This window comes from Mesorhizobium sp. 113-1-2, assembly GCF_016756475.1.
GTDB lineage: Bacteria > Pseudomonadota > Alphaproteobacteria > Rhizobiales > Rhizobiaceae > Mesorhizobium > Mesorhizobium loti_C.
Genome location: NZ_AP023242.1, coordinates 3,917,212 through 3,940,114, shown reverse-complemented (window position 1 = coordinate 3,940,114; position 22,903 = coordinate 3,917,212). Strand labels below are relative to the sequence as shown.

The window sequence follows — 22,903 nt, the reverse complement described above, 5'->3', positions numbered from 1 at the left end:
CGTCGAACCGTCGGAGAATCCTATTTGAGCATCGGCCACAGCGTCGCCGCCAGCAGCACGCCCATGGCGATGTTGAACCATTTCAGCCGCACCGGATCCGACAGGAATCCCCGCAGCGCCGTACCGAATCCCGCCCAAACCGAAACGCTCGGCAGGTTGACGATGGTGAAGGCGATCGAGATCAACACCACCGACAGGAACGGGTGCTCGGCATTGGCATAGACGGCCATGGCGGTGATCGCCATCACCCAGGCCTTGGGATTGACCCACTGGAATGCCGCCGCATCGATGAAGCGCATCGGCCGCGCGTTCGTCTCACCCTTGCCGGTCAGCGAGCGCGACATGGCGATCTTCCAGGCGAGATAGAGCAGATAGGCGGCACCGGCGATCTTCAGTCCAGTGTGCAACGCCGGAAACGCCGTCAACACAGCGCCAAGGCCAAGGCCGACGGCAAGCAGCAGGACGAGAAAGCCGATGCTGATGCCCAGCATATGCGGCACCGTCCTGGCAATGCCGAAATTGACGCCGGAGGCCAGCAACATGAGGTTGTTCGGCCCCGGCGTGATCGAGGTCACGAAGGCATAGACGAGCAGTGCGAGGAATGCGTCGAGTGACATGTTATCCTCCCAGATACGTCAGCATCATTGTCACTTTTTCGCCGACTGCGCAAAGCCCAGCGCCCGGCCATTGATCGAGCCAGGCGTTGAGCGGATCTCTTTGCGCGGAAGCGGGTTCTACATCCCCTGCGGGCCGCGGTTCATCGCCGCCACGCCGGTGCGACAGATTTCGACCAGGCCGAGCGGCTTCATGATGGCGATGAACTGGTCGAGCTTGGAGCCCTTGCCGGTGATCTCGAAGATGAAATGCTCGGTGTTGGCATCGATGACCGAGGCGCGGAAGGCGTCGGCCAGCCGCAGCGCCTCGACGCGGGCGTCGCCAGTGCCGGCGACCTTGACCAGCGCCAGTTCCCGCTCCAGCGGCCGCTCCTGCCCAAGCTCGTGCGAGCGGACAGTCAGATCGACCACACGATGGACCGGCACGATGCGCTCGAGCTGGTTCTTGATCTGCTCCATCACATGCGGCGTGCCGCGCGTCACGATGGTGATGCGCGACAGGTGCTTCTCATGCTCCGTCTCGGACACGGTCAGGCTCTCGATGTTGTAGCCGCGTCCGGAAAACAGGCCGATGACCCGGGCGAGTACGCCGGGCTCGTTGTCGACCAGCACGGAAAGCGTGTGGATCTCCGGCCGCTCCGTTTCCTTGGCGATGAAGTAGGCGGAGCCGGTCGGTTGAAGGTGCTGTGCGTTCATGACATGGATCTCAAATTCTTGATCTAATTATTTGTTTGCGCACGGCTTCTTTCGACAAGCCCTGCCTTGGCCCGTCGATTACACCAGTTCCCTGCCCTTGGCGTCGATGGCGTTCGCCACGGCCTCGTCGGTGGCTTCGTCCGGCAACAGCATCTCGTTGTGCGCCTTGCCCGACGGGATCATCGGGAAGCAGTTGGCGAGATTGGCCACGCGGCAATCGAACAGCACCGGCTTCCGGACCGAGATCATCTCCTTGATGGCGTCGTCCAGTTCGTCCGGCTTCTCGCAGCGTATGCCATGGCCGCCATAGGCTTCCGCCAGCTTGACGAAGTCCGGCATCGCCTCGGTGTAGGAGTGCGACAGCCGGTTACCGTGCAGCAGCTGCTGCCACTGGCGCACCATGCCCATATACTGGTTGTTGAGGATGAATATCTTGATCGGCGCCTTGTACTGCACCGCAGCACTCATCTCCTGCATCGTCATCTGCACCGAGGCGTCGCCGGCAATGTCGATGACCAGCGCATCGGGATGCGCGATCTGCACGCCGAGCGCTGCCGGCAGGCCATAGCCCATCGTGCCGAGTCCGCCCGACGTCATCCAGCGGTTCGGCTTTTCGAAATGATAGTGCTGCGCCGCCCACATCTGGTGCTGGCCGACCTCGGTGGTGATGTAGGTGTCCTTGTCCTTGGTCAGTTCGTAGAGCCGCTGGATGGCATACTGCGGCATGATCACGTCATGGTTCATCTTGTAGGCGAGTGAATCGCGACCGCGCCATTTGGCGATCTGCTCCCACCAGGGGTAGAGCGCCTTCTTGTCGGCTTTGGCGGTTGCCCGCCACAGCCGCACCATATCCTCCAGCACCCGGCCGACATCGCCAATGATCGGCACTTCGGTGTGCACGTTCTTGTTGATCGATGACGGATCGATGTCGATATGGATCTTGCGCGAATTCGGCGAGAACGCGTTGAGCCGCCCGGTGATGCGGTCGTCGAAACGCGCGCCGATGCAGATCATCACGTCGCAATCGTGCATGGCCATGTTGGCTTCGTAGGTGCCGTGCATGCCGAGCATGCCGACCCAGTTCTTGCCCGATGCCGGATAGGCGCCGAGACCCATCAGCGTCGAGGTGATCGGGAAACCGGTGAGGTCGACCAGTTCGCGCAGCAGATGGCTCGCTTCCGGGCCGGAATTGATGACGCCGCCGCCCGAATAGATGATCGGCCTCTTGGCACCGGCCATCAGCTCGACCGCGGCCTTGATCTTCTCCAGATCGCCCTGGACCTTGGGCTGGTAACTGGTGCGCGGTGCGATCTGCGGCGGGACGTAGAAACCCTTGGCGAACTGCACGTCCTTGGGGATGTCGACCACCACCGGACCGGGACGGCCGGTCGTCGCGACATGGAAGGCTTCGTGGATGGTCGCGGCGAGCTCGTTGACGTCCTTCACCAGCCAGTTGTGCTTGGTGCAGGGCCGCGTGATGCCGACCGTGTCGCATTCCTGGAAGGCGTCGGAGCCGATGAGCGAAGTCGGCACTTGGCCCGTCAGGCAGACCAGCGGGATCGAATCCATCAGCGCGTCCTGCAGCGGCGTCACCGCATTGGTGGCGCCGGGGCCTGATGTCACCAGCATGACGCCCGCCTTGCCGGTCGAGCGCGCGTAGCCTTCCGCCGCATGGCCGGCGCCTTGCTCGTGCCGCACGAGAATGTGCTCGACGTCGTCCTGCTGGAAGATCTCGTCATAGATCGGGAGCACCGCGCCGCCGGGATAACCGAAGACATGCTTGACGCCATTGTCCTTCAGCGCCTGCACCACCATTTCGGCGCCCGTCATTTCGCGCCGCTCACTCTGTCCGTTGCTCATCGGTCTGGTCCCGTACTGTCGCCCCTTGGGCGTTGCCATTTGGGTGTTGTTGGTCGTTTAGTCGTGTTTCAGGCAATAAAAAAGGCCCCCGAGGGAGCCTGTGTGTTGCGCATGGGAGGTTTTCGCCCGGCGGTTACACCGCCTTGCCCACGCGCCTTCCTACGAGAATGAGTGCCTTTTTCATGGTCGCGGACACTACGGGCGGGCAAGGCGCCCTGTCAACGGCAAAAATCGCGCCGGCGATGAAGGCGCTCCGCAATTCGATAAATAGCCGTCACGATTTCGCGATGGGACACCGCATCGTGCCTGCATCGGGCAAACCCTGACCGGCTCGGGAGCAGCATTTTCCGGATAAGTCCTTGAAGCCACGCGAAACTATGGTGGGGCGTGACGAACGCCGTCCTCTCTGCCGATACTTGATCGTCCGGCTCGGGAGGAGCCACCACGACGGCCAGGATTTCACGGAGGAAGACTTATGCTCGACAAGGCCCCAAGCAAGAAACTGTCCGACCTGCTCGACAAATTCGGCGGCGCGCTGGCCGCCAATGACATCGACAAGGCCGTCGGTTGTTTCCAGGAGGATTGCTACTGGCGCGACCTCGTCACCTTCACCTGGAACATCAAGACCATGGAAGGTCGGGATCAGGTCCGCGACATGCTGGAGAGCCAGTTGTCGAAGACAAAGCCGTCGCATTGGGCACTCGCCAAGGGCGAGGACGCCACCGAGAGCGGCGGGGTGATCGAGGGCTGGATCAGTTTCGAGACCGAACTGGCGCGCGGTTTTGGCCATATCAGGCTGAAGGACGGCAAGATCTGGACGCTGCTGACCACCATGGTCGAATTGAAAGGTCACGAGGAACCAGCCGGCTTCGCACGGCCGATGGGCGCCAAGCATGGCTCGGGCAAGAACCGTCCGACATGGAAGGAAGAGCGTGAGAAGGAAGCCGCCGAGCTCGGCTTCAAGACGCAGCCCTACACGCTCATCATCGGCGGCGGCCAGGGCGGTATCGCGCTCGGCGCAAGGCTGCGGCAGCTCGGCGTCCCGACCATTATCGTCGAGAAAAACGAGCGGGCCGGCGACAGCTGGCGCAAGCGCTACAAGTCGCTCTGCCTGCACGATCCGGTCTGGTACGACCATCTGCCCTATATCGATTTCCCGAAGAACTGGCCGGTCTTCTCGCCCAAGGACAAGATCGGCGACTGGCTGGAAATGTACACCAAGGTGATGGAGCTGAACTACTGGTCGTCGACGGAGGCCAAGAGCGCCTCCTATGACGACAAGAAGAAGGAATGGACCGTCGTCGTACACCGCGACGGCAAGGACATCACCCTGAAGCCGAAGCAGCTTGTGCTGGCGACGGGACAGTCCGGCAAGGCCAATCTGCCGAAATTCAAGGGCATGGAGACCTTCAAGGGCGACCAGCACCACTCCTCGCAGCACCCCGGCCCCGATGCCTATGCCGGGAAGAGAGCTGTTGTCATCGGCTCCAACAATTCCGCCCATGACATCGCCGCGGCCCTGTGGGAAGCCGGCGCCGACGTCACCATGGTGCAGCGCTCGAGCACTCATATCTCCAGATCCGACACGTTGATGGAGATCGGACTGGGTTCGCTCTATTCGGAGCAGGCGCTGCAGAATGGCATCACCACGGCCAAGGCCGATCTGATTTTTGCTTCGCTGCCCTACAAGATCCTGCACGAGTTCCAGATCCCGGCCTATGCCGAGATGAAGAAACGCGACGCGGCGTTCTACAAGGGACTGGAAAAGGCCGGTTTCATGCTCGACTGGGGCGACGACGAGTCCGGCCTGTTCATGAAGTACCTCAGGCGCGGCTCTGGCTATTACATCGACGTCGGCGCTTCCCAGTTGATCATCGATGGTTCGATCAAGCTGAAGAGCGGCGTCAACGTCGAAGAGATCAAGCAGCATTCGGTTGTGCTCAGCGACGGCTCGGAACTGCCGGCGGACCTCATCGTCTACGCCACCGGCTACGGCTCGATGAATGGCTGGGCCGCCGATCTGATCTCGCGCGAAACCGCCGACAAGGTCGGCAAATGCTGGGGCCTTGGCTCCAACACCACCAAGGACCCCGGCCCCTGGGAAGGCGAGTTGCGCAACATGTGGAAGCCGACGCAGCAGGAAGCGCTGTGGTTCCATGGCGGCAATCTGCACCAGTCGCGCCATTATTCGCAGTTCCTGGCGCTGCAGTTGAAGGCCAGGCATGCCGGACTGCCGACGCCGGTCTACGGACTGCAGAAGGTGCACCACAAGGGATAGCCGGCAAGCTCGGGGGCCGTCTGCCATCCCGCATCGGCAATAGGAAAAAGCGTGCCCCCGCGCGGCATCTCCGCCGCGCGGGGTTCGTTTCAGTCACGCAGCGTCACGCCCCTCGCCTTGGCCCAGCGCTCGATGATCTTGCGCTCGTCGGGCAAGGCAAGTCGGTTGGAGAAACCGCGCACCTGCACCGCCCGGTTCTGCGGGTTGACCTCGATCGTCAGCAGCCGCTCGATCTTGCCGAGGGCCGTGCGCCGCAGCACCCAGATCGAGGCGTAGCCAGCGATACATTTGGTCGCATACGTCGAGACGCAGTGATGCATCGCTCGGCTTTCGGCGACCAGATCCTCGGCCGTCTTCAGCTGGCGAACGAAGAAGCGTTCGCCATGCGCCTTCGCCTCCTTGACCGACGGTTGCCACTCCCAGTCTTCGAGCCGCGAGCCCTCCCAGGCGCCCTTGACCGGCGCAGCCCGGCCGCCGGCGCGGCGGCGCATGGCCTCGATGCGCTCGATGGCGGCAATGTCGCGGTGCCAATCGGACATCTGCTTGCGCAGCGAGGCGAGCGTGCGTCCCTTCAGGCTGTAGGCTCGATCGTGCCGATACATCGCGCCGACATAGTCGCAGAGATCGTCGATCTCCTCCTTCGACGTTGGCTGCCCGCAGAAGAAGCGAGCCATCTCGCGCCAGAAAGGCAGTTCGGCGCGCGGCGTGCGTGCGATCTTGGTGCGCGCAAGGCGAGCGGCCAGCCCGAAATCGTCCGTATAGGATCGAATGATCGCCAGCCAGAACGCCTCGTCGAAGGTCAGGTTGCCCGACAGGTTCAGGAAGCAATGCACCTCCTTGCGCGACAGCCACGCATTGGCGCCGGCCTTGTAGAGCGAGTCACCACGTGCAACCGCGACGTACCACCACTTGCGCAGCGCAATCTCGTCGGCATGCAGCCCCGAACTGTCTTGCCAGATGGCCTCGAGTGCGGCCGAGACTGGATAGCGCGCATAGAGATGGCGCGCAGCGGCCAGCCGCAGCCGCGCCGGGTCGCGCGTCTTCAGCTTCGGACGCCACAGCCCGCCGTCGCGGATCGCTATGCCGGCAAAGCCCCGGCGTACCTCGTCGAGCGCCCGCTCGAAATCCGGAGCGGCGCGCGACGCGGGAGAAACCCGTCGCAGCGTTGCTTGATATGCTTCAATGCGTTCGCGCTCGGCATCCTGCCTGCGCTGGATCATGGACCTGGCCATGGCCGTTCTTCCCGATTGGAACCCTGTCAGCCGCGCGCAACTCCAGCGCCGGCACGGACTGTGTCATCTGGATTGGCGCGACATGTGACAGGTCTCCTCTGGGGATGACGGGTTGGAATGGGCGGGCTCTCTAGGCTCACCGACAGTTTGGAGCAAGAGACATTCTTCTAATGTTTACAATGGCCTGAGGGAGTGTTGCAAAGGCGCATCTCAGGCCTTCGGGCGGCCGCGATCGTCGGCCGGGAGCCGGTCGGCGCCCACCGTCTCGTTGATATCAGCGGCATCGAAGCAGCCACGGACAACGACCGCGACGCATGGCTGCGTTGCGGTTGTCAGATTGTCAGGAAATCGCAATCCGCTATGGCGCGGGTTAGACCGTCAGACCACCGTGGAGGCGCGAAATGCGTGAACAAGTTCTCATCATGCCTCCTTCAAGAATGGTCGATGCGGCGGATCAAGGAGGGCCGCATGTCTGGCGTGGCTAATACTCCTGAACCATCCCGACAGCAATATGGCGAACGGGGCTAGCATCGGCAGGCTCGAACGAACCGACCGCGCCGAACTGGCTTGGCTCAGCTTGGGAACGGACCGGTTGTTCGGCGCCAGCGCCAGGCAGACGCTCGCCGCAGCTCTCCGGCCGGAATGCGGCCACCGCGTTTTCACCATCGAAGCAGAAACACATAGGCTGTCCCTCCCGGTGATGAACCGCCGTCAGGCGCGGTTGGCGAAATCGTGCACGACGCGCTGCAGCAGCGGCACGTAGTCGCGAAACGCCCGTGTCTTCATGTCAGCGATCTTGCCGCCCTCGTCCCAGATCCGGACCCGCACTGCCTCTTCGTGGAACGGGTTCTTGCGGAAATCGGCCACCTCACCGGCGCTCATCGGTCCACCCTGCAGCGACAGCGTATGCACCGAAGCCGGCGACAGCTTGGAGAAATAGGTCGGGTCGGTGGCGCAGAGATAGCGCTTGGCCGCGACATGCAGCCTGACGCATTCGACGATGACCGGCGGGAAGAACGGCGCCAGCACCTCGCCGCCGGCCTCGTCATGATGCTTGTCCTCGACATCGTCGGGCGAGTAGGTGCCGAACTCGCTGGTGTAATGGCCGATGTCGTGCAGGAGTGCTGCGGCCACCAGCACTTCGGGCGCACCGTCCTGCTCCGCCAGCCATGCGCCCTGCAGCATGTGCTCGGACATCGTCACCGGCTCGCCGAGATAGGATTCCGCGCCCCGGCGTTCAAAAATGTCGGCGATGAACTCGACGATGGTGTCCGCGTTCAGATCCTGGCCGCTCATTCCGCGGCCTCCTTGAAGCTGTGTTCGATCGCCGCAAGTGTCGACAGCAGGCCATCCTTGTCGGCGTAGCAGCCTTGCAGCCAGCGCTTGCCGGTGCCGGAAAACGCCTTGCGGGCATGCATGACGCGGGTGTTGTCGACGATGAAGGCCTGGCCCGCTTCCAGCTTGAACGTCACTTCGAAAGAGGGATCCTCGATCAGCTCGGCAAACCGGCGATAGGCGGTATAGTAGGCGTCCATATCGGCGTACGGCACGTCGACGACAGGCGCCAGCGAGCGGTTGTTGAAGCGGACGCAGATCAGTTCGCCATCCGGTCCAAGCTCGATCATCGGCCGTTTCGCCTGCAGCCGCACGCTGGACGAGCCGGCATATTCAAAACGTGCCGGACAGGAACTCAACAGTCGAAAGCCTTCCGGGTTTTCGGCCTGCAGCGCGGCCGCCACGGCAAAACCGTCGACCACGCTCGACTCGCCACCCTCCACCGTATTCTCGATGCAGGACAGGATCTGCAGCGTCGGCACCGGATCGCGATAGGGATTGTCGGTATGCGCCTGAAGACCGAGATTGGTGTAGGCGAGATTGTTCGGATTGACCTCGGCGCGCACTTCGAACCAGCGGCCGTAATTGGTCTCCCTGATATAACCGAACAGATCGGAGACCTTGCACAGCGCCCCGGATTCGGCCGGCAGGCCGTCCATCACCGCAAAGCCGTAGGTCCTTACCGCCGAAAGCCATTCGCGCAGGACGCTGCGGCTGTGAGAGGCCGCCGCGTATCTGGCGCGCGGCACCGAATTCTGCATCGTCGCCTTGGTCCAGCGCTGGACGATATCGCCCGTCCAACCCGGCTCGCGAAGCTCGTCGCGATCATAGGCGTTGGCACTCAGCCATTGCGCGGGAAAACTGACCGTTTTTCCTTCCGGCACGAAGCTGACTTCCAGCGCGCCGCCCTTGATCGCGGCCGCGCCGATCCTCGTTTCGGCCGGAATGTCGAGAATGGTGATCAGCCGCTGGCCATTGCCGGCGCTGCGCGTCTTGTCGTCGAGCGCATTGTCGCGCAGCCACATGGCGTGAAAGCGGGTGCGCCTCCCACTTTGCCAGCCAAGTTCGATTGTTCTGCCTTCGTCGCCAACCAGCGCGTGGGTGAGCATGGAGATCCGTTCCTGTCCTCTACGCCCCGCAGCCCGATCCGCAGGGTTTCGATTGCATGTTGGTCGCGCGACAGGCATAACTCAAATTATCATTTTTTGGCCAAAGACCATAAATTTCTAATGCCTTGGAAACCCATTCCCACTCTGCCTCCCCTCGACTGGCTGCGCAGTTTCGAGGCGGCGGCGCGGCTGTCGAATTTCACGGCGGCAGCGGCCGAACTCGGCCTGACCCAAGCCGCCGTCAGCCAGCATATCCGGCTGCTCGAGGACCGGTTGAAGACGCGTCTGTTCTCGCGGCTGGCGCGCGGCGTCGCGCTGTCGCCCGAGGGCGCTGCCTACCTGCCGCACATCCAGTCGGCCTTCGCCACCATCTCCAGCAGCACGACGGAACTGTTCGAGCCGCGCGCCGTCCAGACCGTCTCGATCCGGGTGCCGATTTCTTTCGCCCTGCTGATACTGGCCCCGGCGCTGCCCGATCTCGCCGAGGCGCTGCCGCGCATCCAGCTCGATCTGGTGACCATCCATCGGCCGACCGACTATGATTTGCCGGGCTCGGCGCTCGACATCCGTTTCGGCAACGGATTCTTTCCCGGACGCGAGGCCGACAGGCTGACCGCCGAGCGGCTTGTGCCGGTGGCAAGTCCGGCGCTCGCCGGTGCCGCCGACTGGACAGCCCTGCCGCTGCTTCTGGTCGCCGGTGCGCGCGAAATGTGGTCGGAATGGTTCGCGGCGGCCGGATTGGCCGGCCACCCCCAGCGGTCGCACCGCTTCGACAGTTTCGTCGCCGCGCTGGAAGCCGCGAGCGCCGGGGCCGGCGTGCTTCTGGGCTCGCGGCCGCTTGTCGACGCAGCACTCAAGAACCGGAGTCTGGTGCCGCTTTCCGAGTTCGAACTGTCCAGCACCTCGGGCCATTTCCTGACCAAGGCATCGACCGCGCGCCTGACCAGTGCCGAACAGGATTTTCGCCATTGGCTGCTGAGACAGCTCTCCGGGGAGATCTCGGCCTGACCGCCGCTGTCTAGCGCCACGTGGCGCCGATGCGCTTCCAGTAGATCAGCGTGCCGGTCAGTCCGCCATGCGGCTTCAGCGCAAAGTCCGGTATTTCGCCGGCCAAGGTGAAACCGAGTTTTTCGTAAAGGCCCGAGGCGCCCTCTTCCGTCGCCGTATCCAGCACCAGCAGCGTTCGTCCCTTCTCGACGGCGAGGCGTTCCGCCGCTCGCATCAGGCGCGTTCCCACACCCCTGCCCCGGTATTCGACCGATGTCATCAGCTTGGCGATCTCGGCCCGGTGTGGCTGGTTGGGTGGAAGGTCGAGCAGCAGCGTGACGGTGCCAGCCAGGACCTTGCCGTCCCAGGCACCGAGCACCACCCTTTCGCCCTTTGCCGCCGCGGCCAGCGACCTCTCCCAGAACGCATTTGCCGCTTCCGGCGCCAGCGGATGCATGAAGCTGACGGAACCTCCGGCGGCAACCGTTTCGACCAGCAGATCCGCCAGCATCGCCAACGTTTCCGCATTGGCGCCCAGCGTTTCGATTTCGATGGAATTCATGGCCAGTCCTCTGGAGATGATGATTGGGCTCAGTCGAGATGGCGCACCCGCCGCCGCTTGCGCGCGGCCTTGATGGCGCTGATGCGCTCGGTGTCTTCTTCCCTGAGGTGCCGCCCACGTTCGAGGATTTCGAGCGTATATTCCTCATAGGTCAGGCCCAGCCGCTCGGCCTTGTCCATGCGCATCAGCATGACCTCGCGGCTCGGCGCCCTCCACGCCTTGGCGTGCGCGGCCTGCCAGGCCAGGAAGATGTAAGGATCGCCCTTGCCCCAGGGTGGCCCTTTGTAATCGTCAAGAGGCGGCCCCCCATTGTGGGAGCGTTTTGGCCGTCTCGCCATGATCTCAGCCCCTGACCAGCGCGACGAGATAGTCGGCGCCCGCCTCCGGGGCATGGAAGCTGCAGTCCGACGGCGCGCCCAGCGCCAGGCAGTCGCCGGGCTCCATCCTGTGCACCACATCGCCCTCGGTGAAGTCGAGCCGTCCGGAAATCAGCCAGATCTGCTGCTTGATGAAGGCGTAGGAGGCCGCCGGCAAACTGACCCTGGCGCCCGCCGGCAGATGCACCTTGATCAGTTCGAGCGGCATGTCGCTGGCCGGTGACAGATGCCGCCTGACATAGCCTGTATCGGGATCGCGCCACAGCGGCTGGTCGGCCTCGCGCAGCAGCCCGCCGCCTTGCAATTCCGCCCGCGCGATCAGGGTCGACAGCGTCATGCCGAAAGCCGCAGCGATGCGCACCAGAAGGGCTGCCGTCGGGCTGGTCATGCCGCGCTCGATCGTGCTCAGCATGGCCTTGGAAACGCCGGACCGCTCGGCGAGCTCGGCCAGCGACCAGTCCCGCATGGTCCTTTCCGTGTGGATTCGCCTGCCGATGGTGGAGGAAATGTCGTTCGCTATATCATCCATTTGTCTATTATAGCGAAAGGCAGAGATTGGAGAAGAGCCATTTCGCGACAATTTTCGCCAGGCGCTTAATCGTCTCTACACCATCCGACCTCATCCGACCTTAACCCCATTCTTGTAGGGTCTGATCTCCAGGGAAATGGGGATTGGCCAGTCCATGTATGTCGAACGCGAAGCTTCCGTCGGAGAACCGACATCGCAGGAGCGCCGCAACGCAGAGCAGAACGACCGGCGCATCCTGGGCAATGTCGTGCAATGCGACGGCGCACGCGCCACCATCAGCGCCTATGCGGACGATGTCGACGGCGCGGTGACCGGCCTCTGGACGGTCGGCAAGATGATCTCGATCAATCTGGGCACGACGCGAACCGTTGGCCTGGTCTATGGCATCGGCAAGTCGGACCGCGCCTGGAGCAACGAAGGCCAGAACGCCATCGAGGTCAGCATCGAGCTGATCGGTGAAGTGCGCGACGGCGCTGAGCCAGGCGCCAAACCGGTCTTCGACCGCGGCATTACCGCCTATCCGCATATCGGGGCGATTGCGCACCGCATCCGCACCCGCGACCTGCAGGCGGTCTACGATCTGGCCGGCCGTCATTCCATCACCATCGGCTCGCTGGCGCAGGACGAGACGATCGCCGCCAACATCGCCATCGACGACACGCTGGCGCGCCATTTCGCCATTGTCGGCACCACCGGCGTCGGCAAATCCACGGCTGTTTCGCTGCTGCTGCGCAAGTCGATCGAGGCACGCCCGGATTTGCGCATCCTGATCCTCGACCCGCACAACGAATTTGCGAGCTCGCTGCCCGAATATTGCGTCAAGGTCGATTCCAAGACGCTCGACCTGCCGTTCTGGATGTTCAAGCTCGAGGAATTCGCCGAGGTGCTGTTTCGCGGTCGTGAGACCGATGCGGAAGAGATCGACGCTCTGCGCGACCTCATTCCGCTCGCCAAGAACCTCTACCGCAACCCGAATTCAGGCGCCTATCTCAGGCGCGGCAACGACGCGCTGACCGCCGATACGCCGGTGCCTTACCGCATCGTCGACCTGCTCAAGCAGATCGACGAGCGCATGGGCATGCTCGAGAGCAAGAACGAGCGGCCGACACTGAAATCGCTGAAGACGCGCATCGAATCGGCCGCCGCCGATCCACGCTACCGCTTCATGTTCAGTTCGCGCCTGATCGAGGACACCATCCACGAGACGATTGGCAACATTTTTCGCGTGCCGCATCACGGCCGCCCGGTGACCTGCTTCGAGATGGCCGGCATGCCTTCCGAAGTGGTCAACTCCGTCTGTTCGGTGCTGGCGCGCCTGGCCTTCGATCTCGCTCTGTGGAGCGAGGGCAAGCTGCAGCTGCTGTTGCTGTGCGAGGAAGCGCATCGCTACATGCCGGCCGATCCGCGTCTCGGCTTCGCGCCGACCAGGCACGCGCTGTCGCGCATCGCCAAGGAAGGCCGCAAATATGGCTGCTATCTCGGCGTCGTCACCCAGCGCCCCGGCGAACTCGACCCGACCATCCTGTCGCAATGCTCGACCTTCTTCGCCATGCGGCTCGCCAACGAGCAGGACCAGGCGATCATCCGCTCGGCCATCGCCGATTCTTCCGCCTCCACGCTTGCCTTCCTGTCGTCCATGGGCCAGCGCGAAGCCATTGCCTTCGGCGAAGGCGTGGCGACGACCATGCGGCTGAAATTCGAAAGACTGCCCAGCCACCTGCTGCCCGGCACGTCCAAGCGCGAAGAGGCTATCTCGTCGAAGAGCGGCGACGATGTCGACCTGGTGGCGATCGTCGAGCGGCTGCGCAACGTGCCGAAACCGACACCGCAGGCGATGGCCTTCGCCGAAGTGGTCGATTCCAGCCGCCAGGCCGGCGATCCCGACTACCGCAAGCCGGCAACCGGCCGGGCGCCAGCGGACGACGATTTCGACATGCGCTACGGCCTGAAACCCGCCACCTTCGGCCTGCGCCCCCAGAACGACTGAGCCTGGCGTCAAGTCCATCTGCCGATAACACTGAGCACCTACGTCAAACATCCAAGGGCCAAGCTTCGTTGGCCAGCCTGGGTAAATCCCGTCAGGGAATTCGTCAGGCCAATCGGCTGGTGCTGTTTTCGAGAACCGGAGCGGAGCGGACATTAAGTCCGTGAGCACCGGAAGCGCAGAAAACGGCGGCAGACGGCCGGCCTCACGAATTCAATGATGGGATTTTAGGCGCAGACGCGGTTGCGGCCTTGCCTCTTGGCTTCATAGAGCTGGCGGTCGGCGCGACGGTAGAATTCCTCGGCCGTTTCCTTGCGGTCCCAGACGGCGAGGCCGACGCTGGTGGTGATCTTGAGGCGGACATTGCCCGAGAGGATCGACATGTTGGCGATCGCCTTGCGGATGCGCTCGGCGAATTTGGCCAGCAACTCCGCCTCCATGTTGGGCGTGACCACGGCGAACTCCTCGCCGCCCAGCCGCGCCACCACGTCGTGGTAGCGTGTCATGTCCTTCAGGCAGCTGGCGACAGCCTTGAGCACCTCGTCGCCGACATCGTGGCCGTGGGTGTCGTTGACCTGCTTGAAATGGTCAAGATCGAGGATCATCAGCCCGACCGGCTTTTCGATGCGCCGGAACTCTTCGAGATATTCCTTCAGCGCATCGTCGAAATAACGGCGATTCTGCATGCCGGTCAGGCCGTCGGTCAGCGCGGCATGCTCGAGCGTTTCGGAGCGGGCGCTGAGCGAGACCGTCATGGCGCGCAGCTTGCCTTCTTCCGTCGCCTGTTTGCGGATCAGCGGATAGATGAAGAAGATGCCGAAGAACAGCGCAGTCGCCAGCAGCACACCGGTCGCGAACAACAGCTTGTTGAGGTAGATGACCTTGTCCAGGCCCGACTGCGTATGGAGTTCCGTGGCGAAGGATTGCAACAGCCCATAGGCGTGCAGCGTCACCAGGCCAGCGGCCAGGATCACGAAAATAAAGACGAAAAAAGCGGATTCCGCCTTATGGAAACGCATCTGCTCCCCAATGGAAAAGTGCCCATCGACCTTATGGCACGGACCGCCTTACGGAGCGTTAATCCCGGCAACTTCGGCGCGAACCCTTCCGTCATGGTCAACTTTTTAAGTTGCATTAGCAACAAGTGTTTGGATCGTGGTTTCGAGATCGTCACCCGGGCGCAATCTCTGCCATTCCGGCCCCAACTGATGGCGAAACCAGGTCGTCTGCCGCTTGGCGTATTGCCGGGTTGCGATCTTGGCGCGCTCGATCGCCTCGGGAAAGCTCAGCTGTCCGGCCATCGCCGCCTGCAGGTCGCGAACGCCGATCGCCTTCATCGCCGGCAAGTCCGGATCGAGGCCAAGGGCTGCGAGTCGCCTGACCTCCTCCAGCGCGCCCTTGTCCAGCATCTGGTCGAAGCGCCTCTCGATGCGGTCAACCAGCGCGGCCCGATCCGGCTCGATGACCAGGAAACGCGCCGTCCGCCTGTCGATGAGCGGCCGGCCGCGCTCAGCCTGCCAATCCAGGATCGACCGGCCGGAGGCATCGAGCACTTCGAGCGCCCGCACGACGCGCTGGCTATCGGTTGGCTTGAGCTGCATGGCGGCTCTCGAATCCTCGCGCAGCAGCAGGCCGTGCAGCTTGACCGCGCCTTGCTCCTTCAACTCGTAGCGCCAGCGGTCGCGGATGCGCGGTGGAATGTCGGGCATTTCCGAAATGCCCTCGGCCAGCGCCCGAAAATAGAGGCCGGTGCCGCCGACGAAGATCGGTCGCCGCGACAGCGCGCCGTCATCGATGAGTTTCATCACATCGCGCAGCCAGGCGCCCGTCGAATAAGCGGTACCGGGATGGACGTGGCCGTAGAGAAAATGCGGCACGCGCGCGAGGTCGGCGGCCTCCGGCCGGGCGGTCAGCACTTCGAGAACTGAATAGCCCTGCATGGAATCGGTGTTGACGACAACGCCGCCTGCGCGTTCGGCCAGGTCGAGCGCCAATGCCGACTTGCCGCTGGCGGTCGGCCCGGCTATCAGGATCGCGTTCTTCACGCGGCCTTCGCCCGCATCCGCGCCGGAATTCTCGATGCCGCTCATTGCCACGCTTGTTTCCCGTCCCGCCGACCGCGCTCTGTCGCCGTCGCTTGCGAATATGGCCTCGCGCTCGGTCGGCGCAAGCACCATCGCCTGGCTGGCTGAAGGCATTGCCTGCGATCTTGCCCTGTCGCAAGAGGCTGACGCCACCGATACCACGGCTGCCCTGCGCGCCACATTGGCTGGGGAACCGGTCGATGTGATCGTCCAGCAGGCCGAAACGCGTCGCAAGAAAATCCTCATCGCCGACATGGATTCGACCATGATCGACCAGGAATGCATCGACGAACTGGCCGACGAGATCGGCGTCAAGGAGCACGTCGCGGCGATCACCGCGCGGTCGATGAACGGCGAGATCGCTTTCGAGCCGGCGCTGCGTGAACGGGTGGCGCTGCTGAAGGGACTCGATGCCGCCGTCGTCGACCGCATCGTTGCCAATCGGCTGACATTGGCCTCGGGCGGCCGCGCGCTGGTCCAGACCATGCGTGCCAACGGCGCCTGGGCGGCACTGGTCTCGGGTGGCTTCGAAGTGTTCACGACCCGCATCGCCGCCATGCTCGGCTTTCAGGAAAACCGCGCCAATCGCCTGCTCGAACAGGACGGACGTTTCACCGGCCTGGTCGGCGAGCCGATCCTCGGCCGCGCCGCCAAGGCCGAGGCGCTGCTCGAAATCTCGGCGCGGCTTGGCCTGACGCCGGCCGATACCATCGCCGTCGGCGACGGCGCCAACGACCTCGACATGATCCGCCTCGCCGGCACCGGTGTGGCGCTTCATGCGAAACCGACAGTGGCGGCGCAGGCCAAGGTCCGCATCGACCATGGCGACCTCACCGCTTTGCTCTACCTTCAGGGCTATCGGAGCGAGGAAATCGTCCAATGAAACCCATGCGCACCGAGCGTCTCATCCTGCGCAATTGGGAGGACCGCGACCGCGAGCTCTTCCATCGCATCAATTCCGATGAGCGCGTCATGGAATTCTTCCCGTTCCGCCGCGACCGTGCCGCCGCGGACGCCAAGATGGACGAATTCCACGCCTGGATCGAAGAGGACGGCTATGGCTTCGCTGCGGCCGAGATTGCCGCGACCGGCGAATGCATCGGTTTCGTCGGCCTCCTCGCGACCGACCATGTACCATCGCTGCCGGCCGACACGATCGAGATCGGCTGGCGGCTGGCGCCCGAATTCTGGGGCAAGGGCTATGTCACCGAGGCCTCGGAAGCCTGGCTGGCCTACGGTTTCGAGACATTGGCCGTCGACGAGATCGTTTCCTTCGCCGTCGCGGAAAACCACCGCTCGACCGCCGTCATGAAACGCCTCGGCATGACGGCCGACCCATCGGCTGACTTCGACCATCCCAGCATTCCCGACAGCCATCCCGCGCTCAAGCGGCACGTGCTTTACCGGCTTTCGCGCGCGGACTGGTGGGCAAGAAAAAAGGCGGCTGGTTAGCCGCCTCTTTTTTGAAAATCGCCGGATTGAAATCTCAATCCATCCGGATCGTCACGAAGCGCAACTCGCCGGTCTTCGACGCCAGCATCAGGAGCGCGTTCTTGCGGCCCTGCTCCTTCAGCGCGCCGATCCGGTCCATGACGTCCTTGGGCGTGGCGACCGATTCCTGCGCGATCTCGGTGATCACCTCGCCGGGCTGGATGCCGCGCTCGGCGGCGGCCGAATCCTTGGCGACATCGGTGATGACGACGCCGGAAACATCGGCGGCGATGCTGAACTTCTTGCGCGTCTCGTCATTGAGTTCACCGACGGTCATGCCCAGCACAGAGGCGGTCGAAACGGCCGGAGCCTTGTCGCCCTTGTCCTGGTCGGTGTTGCCGTTCTCGCCACTGGCGAGCTTTTCGCCATCCTCGAGCCGGCCCAGCGTCACCTTCACCGTCTGCTCGACACCCTTGCGCACGATCAGCACGTCGACGGCCTTGCCGACCGGGCTTTCGGCGACGACGCGCGGCAGATCGCGCATCTCATGGATGTCCTTGCCGTCGAACTTGATGATGACGTCGCCTGCCTGGATGGTGCCGTTGTCGACCGGTCCGCCCTTGATGACGCCGGCGACCAGAGCGCCCTTGGCTGTCGCCATGCCGAGGCTCTCGGCGATGTCGTCCGTGACCGGCTGGATGCGCACGCCGAGCCAGCCGCGCCGGGTCTCGCCAAACTGGCGCAACTGGTCGACGACGCCCGAGGCGAGCTGCGACGGGATGGAGAAGCCGATGCCGATCGAGCCGCCGGACGGCGAAATGATCGCCGTGTTGATGCCGATGACCTCGCCAGCGCTGTTGAACAGCGGTCCGCCCGAATTGCCGCGATTGATCGCCGCATCGGTCTGGATGAAATCGTCATAGGGACCGGAATTGATGTCGCGGTTGCGGGCCGAGACGATGCCGACCGTGACCGTGCCGCCAAGGCCGAACGGATTGCCGACCGCCATCACCCAGTCGCCGACGCGCATCTTGGTGGAATCGCCGAACTTCACCGCCGTGAGCTTGTGGCCCTTCGGATCGACTTTCAGCACCGCGACATCGGTCTTGGTGTCTGTGCCGACCAGCGTCGCCTTCAGCGTCACGCCATCGGAGAAATTGACTTCGATGTCGTCGGCGTCCGCAATCACGTGGTTGTTGGTGACGACGATGCCTTGCTCGGCGTCGATGACGAAGCCGGATCCCAACGACTGCACCTTCTGCGCGCCATTGTCCTTGTCGCCGCCGCGGTTCTTGAAGAAATCATCGAAGAAGTCCTGGAAGGGCGAGCCTTCGGGAAGCTGCGGCATCGGCACCGCACCCGGCCCTTCCGTGCCCTTGACCGTCTGCGAGGTCGAGATGTTGACCACCGCGCCGAGCACGCCTTGCGCGAGGTCGGCCACCGAAGCAGGTCCGTCTGCCGCGAAGGTCGGCATCACGAAGGACGGGACGGCGACAGTACCGACAAGAAGCGCTGCCGTGCCGGCGATGAAGGTCCGCCGTGCCGCGCGCAAAAGGAATGTGGATGTCATCGAGAAGCCTCCCGGTCTTTCTGAAAGAGAAAGCGCAACGGTGAAAACACCGTGTTGCGCCATGTTGGCAAAAAATACGGCACGTTTGCGGCTACGACTACCGGCAGAGGATAAATCCTCCGTTATGCCGCAGACGAAAACCTGACGTTCTCATCCGCCCCGCACCAGCCAGACGATGCCGACACCGATGGCGATCGCGACCAGCCCGGCGATCCGCAATGCATTCTCCGGCATCGACAGCACCTCGCCCGCGAGCTTCCGCGCCAAGCTGGGAAAACCGCCATAGACCAGGCCCTCTATGACAAGGACCAGGCCTATCGCCGCGAAAAAGTCCTGCACCGGCTATTGCTGGCCGGTGCTGGGTTGCGTCGTCGGCGCGGCAGGTGCCGTCGCCGGTGCAGCCGGAGCTGCTGGCGGCTTCGCCGGCCCTTCCTTACCGTCGGGGTCGCGGAAGTAGCGGAAGAACTCCGAATTCGGCGACAGCACCATGGTCGTTCCGGTGTTGTCCAGCGCCGTGCCATAGGCGTTCATCGACCGGTAGAAATCGAAGAAGGCCGGATCACGCTTGTAGGCGTCCGCGAAGGTGGCACTGCGCTGGGCTTCGCCCTCACCACGCAGAATTTCGGATTCCTTCTGCGCTTCGGCAACGATCTCGACCACTTCGCGGTCGGCGCGTGCCGTGATGCGCTGTGCCGCTTCATTGCCGCGTGCCCGGAGCCGAGCGGCCTCGGCCAGGCGTTCGGCCTTCATGCGGTCGTAGGTCTGCTGTGAAACCTCGGCCGTGAGGTCGGTGCGGCGGATGCGGACATCCTCGATCTGCAGGCCGAGCGAGGTGGCATCGGGCCGCAGCTGATCGCGCACTTCGCGCATCATCACGGCACGCTCTTCCGAGAGCGCCGCCTCGAAGTCGCGCAGACCGTAGACGCGGCGCAAGGCAGCGTCGAGACGGGTCCTCAGCCGCGCTTCGGCCAGTTCGATCTGGCCGGACACCGCGGCACGGAACACGCGCGGATCCGAGATGCGATAGGCGATGAAGGCATCGACCTCATAGAACTTGCCGCCCGACACCTGGACGCGGATGTTGTCGAGGTCGAAGCGCAGCACCCTGTTCTCGATCAGTTGCACCGTATCAGCGTCGAAGAACGAGAACGGCGCCTTGAAATAGATGCCGGGCTCGCTCTTGACGTCGACGATCTCGCCGAACCTGAGCACGATCGCCTGCTGCTTCGCATTGACCACGAAGACAGAGGAATAGATGAGGAACAGGATGACCGCCGCGATGACGACGAAGATGGGAAGACGGTTGGCCATCACTGGGTACCTCCCGTGTTCGCCGCAGGCGCAGCCGGAGCCGGCACTTTCGGCTGCAATGCCGGCAGCGGCAGATAGGGCACGACGCCTTGTCCGTTGCCCTGCTCGACGATGACCTTGCTCGAGTCCTTCAGAACCTTCTCCATGGTTTCCAGATAGAGGCGCTTGCGGGTCACATCCGGCGCCTTGGCGTATTCGTCGTAGACCGAGATGAAGCGCTGCGCTTCGCCTTCTGCCTCCTGAACGACACGGTTCTTGTAAGCAGCCGCGTCCTCGCGGATCTGCGCCGCAGCGCCCCGTGCCCCGCCGAGCTTCTGGTTGGAATACTGGTTGGCCTGCTCGACGAATTTGTCTTCGTCCTGCTCGGCGCGCTGCACCTCGTCGAAGGCATCGGCCACTTCGCGCGGCGGGGCCGCGTCTTCGATCGAGATGGCATTGACCTGCAGGCCGGCCTTGTAGCCGTCGAGCGTGGTCTGGATGATTTCACGCACGGAGGCCGCGATACCCTGACGGTCGTCGCGGAAGATGTCCTGTGCCGGTCTCCGACCGACAGCTTCACGCATGGCGCTTTCGGCCACCTGGGTCAGCATACCGTCGGGATCGGACACGTCGAACAGATAGGCTCTCGGATCCGAGACCTGATAGGCCACCGAAAACTGGACATTGACGATGTTCTGGTCGCCAGAGAGCATCAGGCCGTTGCCGCTGGTGTTGCCACCGCCGATGCTGACGAGCTGCTCGGAGATCTTGGCCGTTTCGACGGTTTCGAGTGGCCACCAATGGAAATGCAGGCCAGGCTGGGAGAGTTCGGGCTTCGGCTTGCCGAAGCGCAATTCGACGGCGACCTCGTCCGGCTGCACGGTATAGACCGCCTGGAATGCCCAGAGAACGACCAGCACCGCGGCGACCAGTCCGAACACGGCCGGGCTGGCGCCGCCGCCACCGGGCAGCGCGCGCCGCAGCCGGTCCTGGCCGCGGCGGATGATGTCTTCGAGATCGGGAGGCGAGCCCTGCGGGCCGCTCGGTCCCTTCGGACCCTGCCCCCAGGGTCCCTGATTGCCGCCGCCGCCGCCCCATGGGCCGCCGCCACCGCCGCTCTTGTCGTTCCAGGGCATGAATGTCCTTTCGCTTGGAATTCCCTCAAGCGCCGGTGTTACGGCGCAAAATCCAGTGTTGTTCTTCTATAGGGATGTGGCAGCACGCTTTCAACGCGATGCCCCGCCGACATCATCCGTTTTGGGTCGGTAGCGACCCTTTGTCGTCTTTCAATAGCTTTTTTGTCTTTCAATGTATCTCGCGGCGGCGCTCGTAAACCGAATAGCGCGTAGCGTGGCTGTCCTTTTCTCCGGCCGGAACCTCCTGCGAACTGACCGCGCGCCATGTCTGAGGGTCGATCGGCGGGAAATGCGCGTCGCCGTCGACGGCGGCCAGCACATGGGTGACGTGCAGCCGGTCGGCGAGCGGCAGCGCCTGCGCATAGATCTCGCCACCGCCGATGACGCAGACCTCGTCGACCCCAGTCATGCAGCGTCCGCGCACCGTTGCCAACTGGATCGCCGCCTCAAGCGTATTCGCCACCTCGACGCCTCCGGCGCGCCAGACTTTGTCGCGAGTGACGACGATGTTCAGCCGGCCCGGCAACGGGCGGCCGATGCCTTCATAGGTCTTGCGGCCCATGATGATGGGCTTGCCCATCGTGTCGGCCTTGAAACGCTTGAGGTCGGTGGAGAGCCGCCAGGGCAGTCCGCCATCCCGCCCGATCACGTTGTTCTCGGCGATGGCGACATAGATCGCGACATGCATCAGTTCGCATCCCCGCCATTGCTGTCCGACGGTTCGAGCAGCAGGATATCAATGTCGTGCTCTGGGTAAAAATCGCTCGCGGTCATCTCGAAGGTTGTCGGCCCAACCTTTTTGACATTGTCGCCGCAGAACGAGAGAAGGGCTTTCGCGTTGCTCTTGTCGATGGTCAGCTTGAACTTGCCGATGGTGCCCGCCGCCCAGTTGCCTCCGGTGGTCAGGATGTAGGCGATGCGGCTTTCGTTGTACTGAGGATAGCCATCCGGATTGTCCTTCGCCGCCTTGCGCACCGCGTTCTCGAACGTGTCGTCCATGCAGTAGCGGGTCTTGTATGTCGCATATTGCCCCTGGAACTGGCCGTCATAGAAGAAGCTGACCGAAGACGTGCCGCCGACGCTCGGCTTGTAGCGATGGGAAACGTGAACGTCCTTATTGGCCGGAAAGGTCGAGCGCCACCAGTAGGTCGAGCGCAATTGCCAGAACGGCGCATAGTTTGATTTCATGCCGCTGCCGTCATCGGCGGTGTCCTCGATGATGATGCCGCGGTTGACCCAGTCGTCGGCCACTGCCTTTGGCAGCTTCGCCAGCGCTGCCTTGGCGGCATCGCCGAACGGATTGAACGGCACATTCTGCGCCTTGAGGTCAGCGCTGATGTCGATGCCGAGCGCGAACACCTTCTGCTCGAGCTGCGGCCTTGCCGGTGCACCGTCGATCGTCACCTCGAAGCCGAGGAAATTGTCGCTCTGGTTTTCAGGAATCGCCGGCATCTCTTCCGGATCACCCGAAATGTCGGGCATTGGAAAGGCGACGATCGCGCTGACGTCCTTGTCGGTGTTGTTGTGGAAGACGTAGTCGACCGTCACCTTTTCGGGCGAGATGAAGAGGTCCTCGCTTTGCATCGCGACAGCATCGCTGCGCGACAGGATCAGGCCACCGGTGCCGAGCTCGGCAACCGAATCATTGGCCAATGCGGGTGCCGCCGAAAGCGCCAGCGCTGCCGTCAGAACATATCGCAACATCAAAGCCCCCTCGGCAAGAATGCCCTGACGACCCTAGCCGTTTCAATGTGGCGTTTCAAAGCCCTTCCGCATCCGCGGACCCGCCAAAGCGGTCTGGACACGCGAGCAGCGGTCTGGACACGCAA

The 22,903-nt window shown here is 63.4% G+C and carries 22 protein-coding genes; 5 read left to right on the top strand and 17 right to left on the bottom strand.

Annotation, left to right across the window (positions count from 1 at the left end; all coding sequences use genetic code 11):
- Positions 1-20: 20 nt before the first annotated feature.
- From JN279_RS19030 to JN279_RS19020, 3 genes are all read right to left on the bottom strand, one after another.
- On the bottom strand, positions 21-617 hold the full coding sequence (locus JN279_RS19030; protein ID WP_202353600.1) for a LysE family translocator: 597 nt from the start codon (positions 615-617) through the stop codon (positions 21-23).
- Positions 618-734: 117 nt separating this feature from the next.
- Positions 735-1,310 (bottom strand): acetolactate synthase small subunit, encoded by a 576-nt coding sequence (gene ilvN, locus JN279_RS19025; RefSeq protein WP_096447268.1) that lies wholly within the window; start codon positions 1,308-1,310, stop codon positions 735-737.
- Positions 1,311-1,388: 78 nt separating this feature from the next.
- Complete coding sequence (locus JN279_RS19020; RefSeq protein WP_096447270.1) at positions 1,389-3,170, bottom strand: acetolactate synthase 3 large subunit; 1,782 nt, start codon at positions 3,168-3,170, stop codon at positions 1,389-1,391.
- 475 nt (positions 3,171-3,645) lie between these two features.
- On the opposite strand from JN279_RS19020, the gene JN279_RS19015 reads away from it, so the two are divergent.
- Positions 3,646-5,448, top strand: a complete 1,803-nt coding sequence (locus JN279_RS19015; protein ID WP_202353599.1) for an NAD(P)/FAD-dependent oxidoreductase — start codon at positions 3,646-3,648, stop codon at positions 5,446-5,448.
- A gap of 89 nt (positions 5,449-5,537) precedes the next feature.
- Here JN279_RS19015 and JN279_RS19010 read toward each other — a convergent pair whose 3' ends face one another.
- The 3 genes from JN279_RS19010 to tmpA form a co-directional block, all read right to left on the bottom strand.
- Positions 5,538-6,680, bottom strand: a complete 1,143-nt coding sequence (locus JN279_RS19010) for a PcfJ domain-containing protein (RefSeq protein WP_096447274.1) — start codon at positions 6,678-6,680, stop codon at positions 5,538-5,540.
- Between the two features lie 711 nt (positions 6,681-7,391).
- Entirely contained in the window at positions 7,392-7,976 is a 585-nt protein-coding gene (gene tmpB / locus JN279_RS19005; RefSeq protein ID WP_202353598.1) for a (R)-1-hydroxy-2-trimethylaminoethylphosphonate oxygenase, read from the bottom strand.
- Positions 7,973-9,124, bottom strand: coding sequence for a 2-trimethylaminoethylphosphonate dioxygenase (gene tmpA, locus JN279_RS19000; RefSeq protein WP_202353597.1), 1,152 nt, complete (start codon positions 9,122-9,124; stop codon positions 7,973-7,975). The genes tmpB and tmpA overlap by 4 nt, the downstream gene beginning before the upstream one ends.
- Before the next feature lie 120 nt (positions 9,125-9,244).
- On the opposite strand from tmpA, the gene JN279_RS18995 reads away from it, so the two are divergent.
- Complete coding sequence (locus tag JN279_RS18995; protein ID WP_202353596.1) at positions 9,245-10,132, top strand: LysR family transcriptional regulator; 888 nt, start codon at positions 9,245-9,247, stop codon at positions 10,130-10,132.
- Positions 10,133-10,142: 10 nt separating this feature from the next.
- Here the strand turns inward: JN279_RS18995 and JN279_RS18990 are convergent, their stop codons facing one another.
- From JN279_RS18990 to JN279_RS18980, 3 genes are read right to left on the bottom strand one after another with little or no spacing between them, the layout of a single operon-like run.
- Positions 10,143-10,673, bottom strand: coding sequence for a GNAT family N-acetyltransferase (locus JN279_RS18990; RefSeq protein WP_202353595.1), 531 nt, complete (start codon positions 10,671-10,673; stop codon positions 10,143-10,145).
- Positions 10,674-10,702: 29 nt separating this feature from the next.
- Entirely contained in the window at positions 10,703-11,011 is a 309-nt protein-coding gene (locus JN279_RS18985; RefSeq protein WP_096447284.1) for a hypothetical protein, read from the bottom strand.
- A gap of 4 nt (positions 11,012-11,015) precedes the next feature.
- Entirely contained in the window at positions 11,016-11,579 is a 564-nt protein-coding gene (locus JN279_RS18980) for an XRE family transcriptional regulator (RefSeq protein WP_096447286.1), read from the bottom strand.
- A 154-nt stretch (positions 11,580-11,733) separates the two neighbouring features.
- Here JN279_RS18980 and JN279_RS18975 point away from each other — a divergent pair, with 154 nt between their 5' ends.
- The gene (locus tag JN279_RS18975; protein ID WP_096447288.1) at positions 11,734-13,566 is read left to right on the top strand and encodes an ATP-binding protein; all 1,833 of its coding nucleotides are present in this window, start codon (positions 11,734-11,736) and stop codon (positions 13,564-13,566) included.
- Positions 13,567-13,790: 224 nt separating this feature from the next.
- Here JN279_RS18975 and JN279_RS18970 read toward each other — a convergent pair whose 3' ends face one another.
- Together JN279_RS18970 and miaA are read right to left on the bottom strand one after the other, a co-directional pair.
- Complete coding sequence (locus JN279_RS18970) at positions 13,791-14,582, bottom strand: GGDEF domain-containing protein (protein WP_096447290.1); 792 nt, start codon at positions 14,580-14,582, stop codon at positions 13,791-13,793.
- 105 nt (positions 14,583-14,687) lie between these two features.
- A complete protein-coding gene (miaA, locus tag JN279_RS18965) occupies positions 14,688-15,653 on the bottom strand; it encodes a tRNA (adenosine(37)-N6)-dimethylallyltransferase MiaA (protein ID WP_096447292.1) in 966 nt (321 codons plus the stop codon).
- On the opposite strand from miaA, the gene serB reads away from it, so the two are divergent.
- Both serB and JN279_RS18955 read left to right on the top strand, forming a co-directional pair.
- Positions 15,643-16,530, top strand: coding sequence for a phosphoserine phosphatase SerB (serB, locus tag JN279_RS18960; RefSeq protein ID WP_202353594.1), 888 nt, complete (start codon positions 15,643-15,645; stop codon positions 16,528-16,530). The genes miaA and serB overlap by 11 nt on opposite strands.
- Positions 16,527-17,099: a GNAT family N-acetyltransferase gene (locus tag JN279_RS18955; RefSeq protein ID WP_096447296.1), complete on the top strand. Its 573-nt coding sequence runs from the start codon at positions 16,527-16,529 to the stop codon at positions 17,097-17,099. Before serB ends, JN279_RS18955 begins: the two co-directional genes overlap by 4 nt.
- Before the next feature lie 34 nt (positions 17,100-17,133).
- Here JN279_RS18955 and JN279_RS18950 read toward each other — a convergent pair whose 3' ends face one another.
- The 6 genes from JN279_RS18950 to JN279_RS18925 all read right to left on the bottom strand — a co-directional run bounded on the left by JN279_RS18950 (position 17,134) and on the right by JN279_RS18925 (position 22,778).
- Positions 17,134-18,648 (bottom strand): DegQ family serine endoprotease, encoded by a 1,515-nt coding sequence (locus tag JN279_RS18950; protein ID WP_096447298.1) that lies wholly within the window; start codon positions 18,646-18,648, stop codon positions 17,134-17,136.
- Between the two features lie 150 nt (positions 18,649-18,798).
- Positions 18,799-18,987, bottom strand: coding sequence for a DUF2065 domain-containing protein (locus JN279_RS18945; protein ID WP_096447300.1), 189 nt, complete (start codon positions 18,985-18,987; stop codon positions 18,799-18,801).
- 3 nt (positions 18,988-18,990) lie between these two features.
- On the bottom strand, positions 18,991-19,959 hold the full coding sequence (gene hflC, locus JN279_RS18940; RefSeq protein WP_096447302.1) for a protease modulator HflC: 969 nt from the start codon (positions 19,957-19,959) through the stop codon (positions 18,991-18,993).
- Entirely contained in the window at positions 19,959-21,074 is a 1,116-nt protein-coding gene (hflK, locus tag JN279_RS18935; RefSeq protein WP_096447304.1) for an FtsH protease activity modulator HflK, read from the bottom strand. Before hflK ends, hflC begins: the two co-directional genes overlap by 1 nt.
- Before the next feature lie 169 nt (positions 21,075-21,243).
- Entirely contained in the window at positions 21,244-21,762 is a 519-nt protein-coding gene (locus tag JN279_RS18930; RefSeq protein WP_096447306.1) for a dihydrofolate reductase, read from the bottom strand.
- The gene (locus tag JN279_RS18925; protein ID WP_096447308.1) at positions 21,762-22,778 is read right to left on the bottom strand and encodes a DUF4424 domain-containing protein; all 1,017 of its coding nucleotides are present in this window, start codon (positions 22,776-22,778) and stop codon (positions 21,762-21,764) included. The genes JN279_RS18930 and JN279_RS18925 overlap by 1 nt, the downstream gene beginning before the upstream one ends.
- Between the last annotated feature and the right edge of the window lie 125 nt (positions 22,779-22,903).